The organism is Devosia sp. Root413D1 (assembly GCF_001425235.1).
GTDB lineage: Bacteria > Pseudomonadota > Alphaproteobacteria > Rhizobiales > Devosiaceae > Devosia_A.
The window spans coordinates 384,908-398,204 of sequence record NZ_LMEA01000001.1 but is presented as its reverse complement, the minus strand read 5'-3'; the positions used below and the strand labels follow the sequence as shown (position 1 = coordinate 398,204).

Here is a 13,297-nt window from a genome sequence, read left to right as displayed (position 1 = left end):
CCGCTGGGACGAAATCCTTCAACAGCCCGGCCCCCGGGGAGAGTTAACGAAGGCTTAATGTGAGCTACGGGGATAACCGCTTGCGTCTGGCACGCCATCATCCACAGGCTCGTTAACGGTTCGTTAGCGATTGTGACATGGTTAAGACTTAGTAAGCCGGACGACTCCGGGGACGCCCGGCTTTGTCTACAGACGACGATTCACAGCCTCGGCTTAGCCCCCGCGCCGCGCGCTTCTGTCGCCGCCATGCGCGTTGTGGGCAAAGCGGAATTCCTGCAAAACACCGCCATGATAATGATGATTAAGAATCTAGAGTCTTTTGGGTTGGTTGGGCGATGACCGCGACGCCGGTGCTGAAACCGCTGCTTGAGACAGTGCTCGGGCAGCGCCAGGAGCGGTTGCCGATCTGGATCATGCGCCAGGCTGGACGCTACTTGCCGGAGTATCGGGAGCTCAGGGCCAAGGCCGGCAGCTTCCTCGATCTCTGCTACAACCCGGAACTGGCTGCCGAAGTGACGCTGCAGCCATTGCGGCGCTTTGATCTCGATGCGGCGATCCTCTTTTCCGACATCCTGGTGATCCCCGATGCACTCGGCCAGTATGTCCGTTTCGAAGCCGGCGAGGGACCACTGCTCGAGCCCTTGACGACAGAGTCGATCCCGCGGCTCGATCCCAAAGGGGCTTTGGAGAAGCTCAGCCCCATCATCGAGACCGTTCGACGGGTTCGAGCTGGCCTCAGTGCCGATAAGACCCTGATTGGCTTCTGTGGCTCGCCCTGGACGGTTGCGACTTACATGATCGGCGGACGTGGCTCGTCGGATCAGACGGCGGCGCGAGTGTTCGCCCTGACGCAGCCTGAGGCTTTTGCGAAGCTGATCGATATTCTGGTCGAAACCAGCATCGACTACCTGGCGGCGCAGCTCGGCGCCGGCGCCGATGTGGTGCAGCTGTTCGAGAGCTGGGCGCTGAACCTGGATGAGGTGGCGTTCCGCAACTGGGTGATCGAACCGAACCGGAGGATCGTCGAAGGGCTTAGGAAGCTTGTTCCGGGGGCGCCGGTGATCGGCTTTCCGCGTGGTGCCGCGGGCAATCTGCCGGCCTATGCCAAGGCGACCGGCGTGAACGTGCTCGGGCTCGACTATGCGACGCCGCTTGGCTTTGCCGCCGAGTTGCCGGCAGGGCTCGGGGTGCAAGGCAATCTCGATCCGTTGCGGCTATTGGCCGGCGGCGAGCAGATGGATGATCGCGTGCGCCAGATCGTTGCGGCATTCCGCGGCCGTCCGCATATCTTCAACCTGGGGCACGGCATCGTGCCGGAAACGCCGATCGGCCATGTCGAGCGGCTGATTGCAGTGGCGCGAGGAGCTTGAGGGATGGAATGGGTCAAGGCGCTGCATATCCTGTCGGTCATCGCCTGGATGGCCGGGATGCTCTACCTGCCCCGGCTGTTCGTCTATCACGCCGATGCCGAGAAGGGGTCGGTGCAATCGGAGACGTTCAAGGTGATGGAGCGTCGGCTCTATCGGGGAATTACCACCCCGGCGATGATCGCTACCTGGGTGTTCGGGCTGTGGCTGGCCTTCGGCTTCGGCATCGTCGATTTCAGCCAGGGCTGGATGTGGCTCAAGGCCCTGATGGTGATCCTGTTGAGCGGTATTCACGGCTTTTATGGCCGGGTGCTGCGCGACTTCGCCAACGACCGGAACACCAGGCCGGCGAAGTTCTTCCGCATGATCAACGAGGTGCCGTTCGTCATCGCCATCGTCATCGTGATCTCGGTGGTGGTGAAGCCGTTCTGAAGCGCGCCGTGAGCAGCCGTTGTTCCACGTGAATCCGCATTCCGCTTGAATGTGGCGAAGCTTTTAGCTATCTGAAGCGCACTGCCTGATCGATGGGCGCCTCCCCGGCGCTTTCCGGGCGAACCCCCCTCTCCGTACATTCCCGCCACTCACGATTGCCCAAGGGTCTTCCGCGCAATGGAAAATATGAAGCTCAGCGAGCTCAAGGCCAAGACGCCTGCTGAATTGCTTGAATTCGCCGAGACTTACGAGGTCGAGAACGCCTCGACGATGCGTAAGCAGGAACTGATGTTCGCCATCCTCAAGGAACTGGCGGCGCGTGAAGTCGACATCACCGGCGAAGGCGTGGTGGAAGTCTTGCCCGACGGTTTCGGGTTCCTGCGCTCGCCGGACGCGAACTACCTGCCCGGCCCCGACGATATCTACGTCTCCCCTTCGCAGATCCGCCGCTTTTCGCTCCGGACCGGCGACACGGTCGAAGGCCAGATCCGGTCTCCCAAGGAAGGCGAGCGCTACTTCGCGCTGCTCAAGGTCAACACCATCAATTTCGAGGACCCGGAAAAGGTCCGTCATAAGATCAACTTCGACAACCTGACGCCGCTCTACCCTGATGAACGGCTCCGCCTCGAGCTGCCGGACCCGACGGTCAAGGACAAGAGCGCCCGGATCATGGATCTGGTGGCGCCGCTCGGCAAAGGCCAGCGCGCGCTGATTGTAGCGCCGCCGCGGACTGGTAAGACCGTATTGTTGCAGAATATTGCACAGTCGATCGCCATCAATCACCCCGAGTGCTACCTCATCGTGCTGCTCATCGACGAGCGGCCTGAGGAAGTCACCGACATGCAGCGCTCGGTGCGCGGCGAGGTCATCTCCTCGACCTTCGACGAGCCGGCGTCGCGTCACGTCCAGGTCGCTGAAATGGTGATCGAGAAGGCCAAGCGCCTCGTCGAACACAAGCGCGACGTGGTGATCCTGCTCGATTCGATCACCCGTCTCGGCCGCGCGTACAACACCGTGGTGCCGAGCTCGGGCAAGGTGCTGACTGGCGGTGTGGACGCCAATGCGCTGCAGCGCCCCAAGCGCTTCTTCGGTGCTGCCCGCAACATCGAAGATGGCGGCTCGCTGACCATCATTTCGACGGCGCTGATCGATACCGGCTCGCGCATGGACGAAGTGATCTTCGAAGAGTTCAAGGGCACCGGTAACTCGGAAATCGTCCTCGACCGCAAGGTCTCGGACAAGCGCGTATTCCCCGCGATGGATGTCACCAAGTCCGGCACCCGCAAGGAAGAGCTGCTGGTCGAGCCGGATATCCTCAGGAAGATGTACGTGCTGCGCCGCATCCTCAACCCGATGGGCACGGTCGACGCGATGGAGTTCCTGATGGACAAGATCCGCCAGACCAAGACGAACTCCGACTTCTTCGACTCGATGAACACCTAAGCCAGGGCGTCGATGCGCGACGACGATACTATCGTCGCCCTCTCCTCCGGCGCCGTTCCCTCTGGAGTGGCAGTCATTCGGCTGTCCGGCCCGCGGGCGGGAGGTGTGCTGAGCGACATGCTCGGCGCCCTGCCGGCACCCCGGCAGCTGAAGCTGGCGGATATCCGGATCGGCGAGGAAACGCTGGATCGCGGTCTCGTCGCCTGGATGCCGGGGCCGCAGAGTTTTACCGGCGAGGATTGTGCCGAGCTGCAGGTGCATGGCTCGCCGGCCGTGGTGCGGGCCCTGCTCCGCAAGCTCAGTTCACAACCGGGTATCCGGCTCGCCGAGGCTGGCGAGTTTACTCGTCGCGCTTTCGAGAACGGCAAGCTCGACCTGGTGGAGGCTCAGGGGCTCGGCGATCTGATCGAAGCCGAAACCGAGAACCAGCGGGCCCTTGCCTATGCGCGGCTGGAAGGCGGGCTGACCCGACAGGTCGAAGGCTGGCGCGAACAGCTGCTGGACCTCCGAGCCGAGATCGAAGCGCAGATCGACTTTTCCGACGAAGGCGACGTCGGTGCGCTGCCGGAAAGTTTTGGCGCCGAGGTCGAGGCCTTGCGTGACGCCATCGGCGACGTGCTGGCAACTCGCGGTCAGGGCCGGATTCTCCGCAGCGGCTTCCGCGTCGTGCTGGCCGGACCGCCCAACGCCGGCAAATCGAGCCTGCTGAACGCGCTGTCGCGCTCCGACGTCGCGATCGTTTCGGACGAAGCCGGCACCACGCGCGATCTGAAGGAAGTGCCGCTGGACGTCAGGGGGCAGTTGATCATCCTGATTGATAGCGCAGGGATCCGCGACACCACATCGAAGGCCGAGGCGATCGGCGTTGAACGGGCGAGGCAAGCCATGCTCAGCGCCGATCAGGTGCTGTGGTTGCGAGCGCCGGACGTGGCCGCTGATGACGTTCAGGAACCTGAGTTCGCCGGGGAGCCAGGCCCCAAGCCGCCGGTCGCCATAATCGGCACCAAGAGCGATCTTGGTTCGGTGCCCGGCGCCGACCTTGCCGTGTCCGTCAACACCGGCGTTGGCATCGCCTCCCTGCTCGACCGGCTCTACGAGGCCTCGGGTGCTGGGTCCGTGCAGGCATCGGAGTTGCTGGTCAGCCATGAACGAGACCGTGAAGCCCTGCTGGCGGCGGTGATCAGTCTGCACCAGGTGGCAGGTCACCTCGAGAGTTCGGAGCTTGCGGCGGAAGACTTGCGCCAGGCGTCGTTCGCCCTGGAGCGGCTACTCGGTCGGATGGATGCCGAATCGGTGCTGGATCGGCTGTTCAGTGCCTTCTGCATCGGGAAATGATTCACGTGGAACATTGCCGGCGGCGGCCGGACGTTGATTCACGTGAAACATTGGACTAGACCCGCGCTCCAAAGGATTTCCTGAAATGAGCGACTTCGGCGTCATTGTTGTTGGTGGCGGGCATGCAGGCAGCGAGGCAGCTGCGGCCGCGGCGCGGCTTGGCGTGCCGACGGCGCTGATTACCCACAGGTTCGCGACCATCGGCGAGATGAGCTGCAACCCGGCCATCGGCGGCCTGGGTAAAGGCCATCTGGTCCGCGAGATCGACGCCATGGATGGCCTGATGGGCCGGGTGGCCGACGCGGCCGGCATTCAGTTCCGGGTGCTGAACCGGCGGAAGGGCGCTGCGGTGCGTGGTCCCCGCGCCCAGGCTGATCGCAAGCTTTACCGGCAGGCGATGCAGGCGGCGATCCTCGCGCAGCCCAACCTCACCGTGATCGAAGGCGAGGTCGATGACCTGATCGTCACCAATGGTCGGATCGCCGGCGCGGTGCTGCTCGATGGGCGTCGCTTCGCGGCAAAGGCGGTGGTGCTGACCACCGGAACCTTCCTCCGTGGCCTGATCCACCGCGGCGAGGAGACGGTCCCGGCCGGTCGCGTCGGCGAGAAGCCGGTGCTTGGGCTGTCGACGCGGCTCGAGGCGCTGGGGCTGACGCTCGGGCGGCTGAAGACCGGCACGCCGGCCCGGCTGGATGCCACCTCCATCGACTTCTCTGGGCTTGAGGAGCAGCGCGGCGACGACCCGCCGGAGCCCTTCTCTGCCCTCACCACGGCGATCACCACGCCGCAGATCAGTTGCTATATCACTCGAACCACGGCCGACACGCACCGCATCATCTCGGACAACCTGCATCGTTCGGCGATGTATTCCGGCCGGATCAAGAGCCGCGGCCCGCGCTATTGTCCCTCGATCGAGGACAAGGTGGTCCGCTTCGCCGACCGGGACAGCCACCAGATCTTCCTCGAGCCCGAAGGGCTTGATGACAACACGATCTATCCGAACGGATTGTCGACCTCCCTGCCGGCTGAGGTGCAGGAGGCTTTCCTCAAGTCCATGCCTGGGCTGGAGAATGTCCGGATCATCCGCCCGGGCTACGCGATCGAGTATGACTATGTCGATCCTCGCGAACTCCGCCCGACGCTGGAACTGCGGCGACTGCCGGGTCTCTATCTGGCCGGCCAGATCAACGGCACTACCGGCTATGAAGAGGCGGCAGCGCAGGGCCTTTATGCCGGCGCCAATGCCGGCCTTGCCGCGAAGGGCGCTGGGACCTTGCAGCTATCGCGGACCGAGAGCTATCTGGGGGTGATGGTCGACGACCTGGTGACGCGGGGGGTCAGCGAACCTTATCGGATGTTCACCTCGCGGGCCGAGTTCCGCCTGCATCTGCGTAGCGATAATGCCGACCAGCGGTTGACCCGGATCGCTGCTTCCGTCGGTCTCGTCGGCGGGGCGCGGCAGCAGCATTTCGAGGCTCGTTCGGCGGCCCTGACTGAGGGACGGGCGACGCTCGATCGGCTGCGGACCACGCCAACGGCGGCGCGCAAGGTCGGCCTGGCGGTGAACGCCGATGGGCACGAACGCAGCGCGTTCGAGTTGCTGTCCTATCCCAATGTTGAGGCGTCCAACCTGGTGCCGCTGTGGCCTGAGATCGCCGAGATCGCGCCTGGGATCCTCGATCAGCTGACGGTCGACGCTCAGTACGCCGTCTACCTGCAGCGCCAGGAGGCCGATATCGCTGCAGTGAAGCGCGATGAAAGCCGCGAGATCCCGGATTGGCTGGACTACGCGGCGCTGCCGGGGCTCTCGATGGAGATGCGGCAGAAGCTCGGGCAGCAACGGCCCGCAACGATTGCCCAGGCGCAGGCGATTGATGGTGTCACCCCTGCGGCGATCACCCTGATTCTGTCAGTGGTCCGGCGCGGCAGTCTGCGCCAGGCGAGTTGATGGACGATCTTACGCCCTATTCCGGTGCGCTTGCTCGCCCCCAAGCCGCGGTGCGTCGGGATCTGGAATCGTTTGCTGCGCTGCTGAAGAAATGGAACGCCGTGCAGAATCTTGTTTCACGTGAAACAGAGAATGCCCTGTGGACGCGACACGTCGTCGATTCGCTGCAGGTTCTGCCATTGCTTCGACCCGGAGATCAGCTCTTCCTGGACGTTGGCTCAGGTGGTGGCCTGCCGGCGCTGCCCCTGGCAATCGCCCTCAAGGGCGGCCCGGCAAGCTTCACGCTGGTCGAGCCGATCGGCAAGAAGGTCGCCTTCCTCAGGCAGGTGATCCGGGAGCTTGGTCTGGCCGCAGCGGTGCATGCCGGACGGACCGACAGCTTTGATTCACGTGAAACACTCGGCGACCGCTCCGGCTTCGATGTGATCACTTCACGAGCGCTGGCGGCGCTCCCGCTGTTGCTGGAACTTATCCACCCCTTCTTTGGGCCGGAAACCCGCGCGATCCTGCATAAGGGCAAGGATCATGCTGTGGAGGTTGAGGAAAGTCGTTTGGCGTGGGAGTTCGACGTGGTAGTAATCAAGAGCGCCACCGACGAGGCCGGCGTGTTGCTGGAGATCAGCAATTTGCGACGGAAATCAAATAGTTAGCGGAAACGCTCGGAGGCCGTGCCTTGGCTCCTCGAATCCTGACCCTCGCCAATCAGAAGGGTGGGGTCGGCAAGACCACTACCGCAATCAACCTGGCCACGGCGCTCGCGGCGATTGGCGAGCGTGTGCTGATCGTCGATCTCGACCCGCAGGGCAACGCCTCGACGGGCCTCGGCATCTCGCGCGTCGACCGTGACGTCTCGAGCTATGATCTGCTGATGGGCGACGCCAAAGTGGCGGCGGCCGCGGTGATGACCAGCGTGCCGAACGTGGCTATCGTGCCGTCGACCCTCGATCTGCTCGGCGTCGAGCTCACTATTGCCCAGCAGGCGGACCGCGCTTTCCGGCTGCGCGATGCCTTCCGGGCGATGAGCGACCTGACCATCAATGGCCAGGCGGTCAGCTATGTGCTGATCGACTGCCCGCCGTCGCTCAACCTCCTCACCATAAATGCGCTGGTCGCCGCCGATGCCGTGCTGGTGCCGCTGCAGTGCGAATTCTTCGCGCTCGAGGGTATGAGCCAACTGCTTCAAACTATTGAGCAAATTCGCACGACCCTGAACCCGCGCCTGTCGATACAGGGTGTTGTGATGACCATGTTCGATCGCCGCAACAACCTCAGCGAACAGGTGCTGGCCGATGTGCGCTCGGAGATGGGGTCGCTGGTCTATGATACGGTGATACCTCGCAATGTTCGGCTGTCGGAGGCCCCGTCCTACGGCAAGCCGGCGCTGCTCTATGACCTCAAATGTGCCGGCAGCCAGGCCTATCTGCGTCTGGCTACCGAAGTGATCCGGCGTGAGCGCCAGCTCATGGCCGCATAAGGAAGTTGGAATGAACGAGAAACCATCACGGCTCGGGCGTGGCCTCGCGGCGCTGATCGGCGACATGGCGACGATGGAGGGAGCGCGGCTGGCCGACGGCAGCAGCTCCAAGCGCCTGCCGGTCGACTTCCTGATCGCCAACCGCGCCAACCCGCGGCGCGACTTCGACCCGGCTCAGCTGGAAGAGCTGACCAGCTCGATCCGCGAGAAGGGCGTGATGCAGCCGCTGCTGGTGCGGCCGACCAATGATCCGAACCAGTTCGAGATCATTGCCGGCGAGCGCCGCTGGCGCGCTTCGCAGCGCGCCGGGCTGAACGATGTTCCGGTGATCATCCGCGATGTCGACGACAAGGAAGCGCTTGAGCTCGCGATCATCGAGAACGTGCAGCGTGTCGACCTCAATCCGCTCGAAGAAGCAATGGGTTACGGTCAGCTAATCGAGCAGTTTGAGTACACCCAGAACGACCTGGCGCAGGTGATCGGCAAATCCCGCTCGCATGTCGCCAATACGCTGCGGCTCCTAAAGCTGCCCGACGACGTGCGCGGCATGCTGGCGAGCGGCGAACTGACGGCTGGCCACGCGCGCACGCTGATCACGGCGGACGATCCGGTGGCGTTGGCGAAGCGCATCGTTGGCGGTGGCCTGTCGGTGCGCGAAGCCGAGGTGCTGACGCAGCGCGAGATCAACGCGCCCAAGAAGAAGCCGGCAGCGCCCGAGCAGAAGGATGCCGATACGGCAGCGCTCGAGAAGCGGCTCTCGGACGTGCTGGGGCTGCATGTGGCGATCGATCACAAAGACCAGGGTGGCCGGCTCGAGATCCGCTACCGGACGCTGGAGCAGCTCGACGGCATCTGCATGAAGCTCACCGGGTACGGGGTGTAGACGCCGCCGCGTGTTTCACGTGGAGCATGGGCGATAGGCTGGGGAGCGCGCCACACCGCCCTCTCTCCCCAGAGGGGCGAGGGGACGCGAGACAAACGGGCGGAGCCACACTGCTGGCGCCAGGAAATGGGGTGCCCACTTCCAGCATCGTTGCCATTCGAGCGTAGCTCTCATGGCCTCCTCACCTGAAATCGCTCCACTGGAGCGATTTCGCCGCTGGCGCGGCCGGTTCGGAGTGTTTCACGTGGAACGCTGGGGCTAACGTTCTGCAGCCATTGTACAAATCGCCAACAGCGCGCGGCGGCTGATGGTGTCGGCAAGGCCATAGCGCTTGCGGCTGTCGGCGACGGCGAGTTGCAGGCGATCGAGTGCGGCGCTCAGCGCGTCGTCACTCCACAGCCTCAGCTGGCGCTCGATGGCGGAGCGGCGCGAGAAGTGCGGCTTTGGTCGGGCATTGTCGAGCACGGCCCCGGGCGACTCGCCGCCGTCGACCTCGACGCGCCAGCGGCGCAGGGTGGTGAAATGACCCATGGCGCTGGCGAGAATCTGCTGGGCGTTGACGCTCTGGGCGATTGCCCGCTCGAGCGCGGTATCGAGGTTGGCAGCGTGACCCGTCCCGGTGGCGTCGACAACTTCATCGAGCACCAGGGCGGCGTTGTCGGCGCAGAGCGTCAGCACGTCCTCGCGGGTGAGGAGCTTGGTATCGGCGGCAAACAGCACCAGCTTTTCCAGCTCACGGCGGGTGATTTCGCGGTCGTTGCCCAGGCTGTCGCGGATCGCTGCGACGGTGTCCTGGTCGGCGCGGATGCCGGCTTTGGAGAAGGTTTCCGAGATCAGGCGCCCCAGCGATTCGTCGTTATCCGGGTAGCAGGGCAGGGCCCGGCCGAGCTTTGCCGCTTCCACCAGGGCGCGCAGCGGGTCCTTCGGGGTAAGGTTGCCGGCCTCGAGGATGATGATGGAACCTGGATCGTCTCGCAGTTCGGTCAGCGGCATCACCAGGGACTTGCCGGCGCCACGCACCCGAATCACCCGGCGATCGCCGAACAGCGAGGTGGTCTTGGCCTCCACGGCGAGACGCGACGGATCGGCATCGAGTTCGGCGCCGTCGAGCACGACCAGGTTCATGCTGTCGGCATCGTTGCCGGCGTAGCGACGGGCGAGGCGCTGGGCGGTTTCGCGGACGAGGCCGGTATCGGGGCCGTAAGCGAGAATAATGCCGGCTTCGAGATCGGGGCGATCGACGAAGCGGGAAACCTCGTGCGCCTTCAGCGCCCCCATCAGCTGGCCGATTGGGCGAGGGCGCCGAGCAGGGTCAGTCGCACCGTCTCGGCCAGCTCGCGCGCTGCACGTTCGGTGGCCTCGCGCTCGGCCTCGCTGGCGGCGAGGGCCTGACTGTCCGTGGTGTAGAGCGCGGCGGCCGAGCGGCTGGTCGAGAGGATGACCGAGCCGTCCGTGCCGATCAGCTCGATCTGCGCGGTGACCACCATTTCCCGCTGTTCGGACGGACGAACCACGCTGGAGCGGGTGAGCTTGCGGCCGGCGTTCGAGGTGGTGATGCGAACCGTCGGGCTTGCGGCGTCAGCGGCTTTGCCGAAGCGGAGCGCCAGCTCCTGATAGATGATCTGCTCGGCCCGGCTGTTGGGCTTGGCGTAGTTGAGCGGATGCCGCTCGGTGCCGATGCCGCGTTCACCATAGACCGGAGTCAGCCCGGTGCAACCGGCAAGGGCCGTCGCGCCAAGCAGGCTCAGCGCGAAAACCGCATTACGAAGCAACAGCTTAGATGACCACATTGACGATCCTGTCGGGGACGATCACCAGCTTCTTGGGCGGCTTGCCTTCCAGCATGCGGGCAACCGCTTCGAGTGACAAGACCTCTTTCTCGACCAGCTCCTTGGCGGCGCCGACCGGCACGGTGATCTCGCCGCGGCGCTTGCCGTTGACCTGCACCGGCAGCACGACAGTGCTGTCGACCAGCAGCGACTGGTCGGCGACCGGCCAGGGGGCGTCGACCACGAGACCAGTCTTGCCGAGCGCCGCCCAGCAGGTTTCGGCGAGGTGCGGCATCATCGGGGCGACGAGTTGCACCAGGCGCTCCACCGCTTCGCGGAAGGCGTCACGCTGCGCCGGGGAGACGCTTGAGGCGACCGACTGCGAGAACTTGGCGATGGCATTGGACAGCTCGTAGATCTGGGCGACGGCGCGGTTGAAGCGCAGGCCTTCGATCTCGCCGCCGACATTGGCAACGGCGCGGTGTACCACCTTGCGGAGCTCAAGCACGCCGGCGTCGCTATCGCCCTTGAGGCGGGCCGCGATGTCGTCCTCGAGGTCGAGGAAATCGCCGACCAGCTTCCAGACGCGCTGCAGGAAGCGGCTGGCGCCTTCGATGCCGGCCTCGGTCCACTGCACGTCGCGCTCCGGCGGCGAGTCGGAGAGCATGAACCAGCGGGCGGTATCGGCGCCGTAAGTCGAAACGATCTCGTCGGGGTCGACGACGTTCTTCTTGGATTTGCTCATCTTTTCGATGGAGCCGATGGCAACGGCTTCGCCGGTTTGCCGCATGCTGGCGCGGCGTTCGCCATCGACCTGTTCGATCCGGATGTCGGCCGGCGAAACCCATTCGCCATTCGGACCGGTGCCGAGCTGGTAGGTCTCATGCACCACCATGCCCTGGGTGAACAGCCCCTTGAACGGCTCATCCAGATTGAGGTGGCCGGTCTGCTTCATGGCGCGGGTGAAGAAGCGCGAATAGAGCAGGTGCAGGATCGCGTGCTCGACGCCGCCAATATACTGGTCGACCGGCAGCCAGGTGTTGGCGATCCCCGGAATCGTCGGCGTGTCGGCATGCGGCGCGGTGAAGCGGGCAAAGTACCAGGAACTGTCGACGAAGGTGTCCATGGTGTCGGTTTCGCGCGTCGCCGGTCCCGCGCATTTCGGGCAGGCGACATGCTTCCAGCTCGGGTGGTGGTCGAGCGGGTTGCCGGGGCGGTCGAAGCTCACGTCCTCAGGCAGGACCACCGGCAGGTCCTTGTCGGGCACCGGCACGGCGCCGCAATTCTCGCAGTGGATCACCGGGATCGGACAGCCCCAGTAGCGCTGGCGCGAGACGCCCCAGTCGCGCAGGCGATAGTTCACCTCGACCTTGCCCTGCGGCAGGTTGTCGACGGTGCGCTCGGCGAAGTGCGCGGCAATGGCTTTCTTGGCGGCATCGATCTCGAGCCCGTCAAGGAACTCGGAGTGGTAGATGCGGCCTGGGCCGTTGTAAGCCTCTGAATCGACTTCGAAAGTTGCTGGGTCAGCGCCCTCTGGCAGCACCACCGGGAGCACCGGCAGGTCGTAGCGACGGGCGAAATCGAGGTCGCGCTGGTCATGCGCCGGGCAGCCGAAAATGGCGCCGGTGCCGTAATCCATCAGCACGAAGTTGGCGATGTAGACCGGCAGCGTAGCGCCGGGCTTGACCGGGTGCTTCACGTGCAACCCGGTGAAGATGCCGAGCTTTTCCGCCTTGTCGATGGTCTCGGTGGCCGTGCCGTGGCGGCGGGTCTCGGCGATGAAGGCCGCGACCTCAGGGTTGCCCGCGAGGCTCTGGGCCAGCGGATGATCAGCCGAGATGGCGATGAAGGAGGCGCCGAAGATAGTGTCGGGGCGAGTGGTGAACACCTCGATCGAGCTGAATTTCTGCCATTGCTCGGTCAGCTCGAACAGCAGGCGCAGGCCCTCGGATTTGCCGATCCAGTTGCGCTGCATGACGCGCACCTTTTCGGGCCAGTGGTCGAGGGTATCGAGCGCTTCCAGCAGATCTTCGGCGAAATCGGAGACCTTGAAGGCCCACTGGTTGAGTTCGCGCTGTTCCACAACCGCACCGGAGCGCCAGCCGCGGCCATCGACGACCTGCTCGTTGGCGAGCACGGTCATATCGACCGGGTCCCAATTGACCTTGGATTTCTTGCGGGTGACGAGCCCCTCGCGCAGGAAATCGAGGAACAGTTTCTGCTGCTTGGAATAGTACTCGACGTCGCAGGTGGCGAACTCGCGGCTCCAGTCGATGCCGAGACCAATCGACTTCAGCTGTTTGCGCATCGCGGCGATGTTGGCATAGGTCCAGCTCTTGGGGTGGACCTTGTTCTGCATGGCGGCGTTCTCGGCCGGCAGGCCGAAGGCGTCCCAGCCCATCGGGTGCAGCACATTGCGGCCCATGGCGCGCATATAGCGCGCTAAAACGTCGCCCATGGTATAGTTGCGCACGTGCCCCATGTGGATGCGCCCCGAGGGGTAGGGGAACATCTCGAGCACGTAGTAGGGCTTGCGGCTATCATCGTGTTTGACCTCGAAGGACTTGCCGTCCTCCCAGGCCTTCTGCCAGCGTGGCTCTTCGACACGCGGATTGTAGCGCTCGGTCGTTCTACCAGTCACTTCGG

General features: G+C 64.4%; 11 protein-coding genes. 8 read left to right on the top strand and 3 right to left on the bottom strand.

Annotated elements, in window-relative coordinates; all coding sequences use genetic code 11:
• Positions 1-335: 335 nt before the first annotated feature.
• From hemE to ASC89_RS01930, 8 genes are all read left to right on the top strand, one after another.
• Positions 336-1,370, top strand: coding sequence for a uroporphyrinogen decarboxylase (gene hemE, locus ASC89_RS01965; protein ID WP_197421025.1), 1,035 nt, complete (start codon positions 336-338; stop codon positions 1,368-1,370).
• A gap of 3 nt (positions 1,371-1,373) precedes the next feature.
• Positions 1,374-1,799, top strand: a complete 426-nt coding sequence (hemJ, locus tag ASC89_RS01960; RefSeq protein ID WP_055874578.1) for a protoporphyrinogen oxidase HemJ — start codon at positions 1,374-1,376, stop codon at positions 1,797-1,799.
• Between the two features lie 177 nt (positions 1,800-1,976).
• A complete protein-coding gene (gene rho, locus ASC89_RS01955; protein ID WP_055874583.1) occupies positions 1,977-3,242 on the top strand; it encodes a transcription termination factor Rho in 1,266 nt (421 codons plus the stop codon).
• Between the two features lie 12 nt (positions 3,243-3,254).
• Positions 3,255-4,577, top strand: a complete 1,323-nt coding sequence (gene mnmE / locus ASC89_RS01950; RefSeq protein ID WP_082533128.1) for a tRNA uridine-5-carboxymethylaminomethyl(34) synthesis GTPase MnmE — start codon at positions 3,255-3,257, stop codon at positions 4,575-4,577.
• A gap of 85 nt (positions 4,578-4,662) precedes the next feature.
• The gene (gene mnmG / locus ASC89_RS01945; protein ID WP_055874588.1) at positions 4,663-6,525 is read left to right on the top strand and encodes a tRNA uridine-5-carboxymethylaminomethyl(34) synthesis enzyme MnmG; all 1,863 of its coding nucleotides are present in this window, start codon (positions 4,663-4,665) and stop codon (positions 6,523-6,525) included.
• Entirely contained in the window at positions 6,525-7,175 is a 651-nt protein-coding gene (gene rsmG / locus ASC89_RS01940; protein ID WP_055994152.1) for a 16S rRNA (guanine(527)-N(7))-methyltransferase RsmG, read from the top strand. The genes mnmG and rsmG overlap by 1 nt, the downstream gene beginning before the upstream one ends.
• A gap of 23 nt (positions 7,176-7,198) precedes the next feature.
• Positions 7,199-7,999: a ParA family protein gene (locus ASC89_RS01935; RefSeq protein WP_055994150.1), complete on the top strand. Its 801-nt coding sequence runs from the start codon at positions 7,199-7,201 to the stop codon at positions 7,997-7,999.
• A gap of 10 nt (positions 8,000-8,009) precedes the next feature.
• Positions 8,010-8,882, top strand: coding sequence for a ParB/RepB/Spo0J family partition protein (locus ASC89_RS01930; RefSeq protein ID WP_055874597.1), 873 nt, complete (start codon positions 8,010-8,012; stop codon positions 8,880-8,882).
• A gap of 258 nt (positions 8,883-9,140) precedes the next feature.
• Here the strand turns inward: ASC89_RS01930 and holA are convergent, their stop codons facing one another.
• From holA to leuS, 3 genes are read right to left on the bottom strand one after another with little or no spacing between them, the layout of a single operon-like run.
• Positions 9,141-10,160 (bottom strand): DNA polymerase III subunit delta, encoded by a 1,020-nt coding sequence (gene holA, locus ASC89_RS01925; protein WP_055994148.1) that lies wholly within the window; start codon positions 10,158-10,160, stop codon positions 9,141-9,143.
• Positions 10,160-10,672, bottom strand: a complete 513-nt coding sequence (lptE, locus tag ASC89_RS01920; RefSeq protein WP_082527849.1) for an LPS assembly lipoprotein LptE — start codon at positions 10,670-10,672, stop codon at positions 10,160-10,162. Before lptE ends, holA begins: the two co-directional genes overlap by 1 nt.
• Entirely contained in the window at positions 10,659-13,292 is a 2,634-nt protein-coding gene (gene leuS / locus ASC89_RS01915; protein ID WP_055874606.1) for a leucine--tRNA ligase, read from the bottom strand. The genes lptE and leuS overlap by 14 nt, the downstream gene beginning before the upstream one ends.
• Positions 13,293-13,297: the final 5 nt, after the last annotated feature.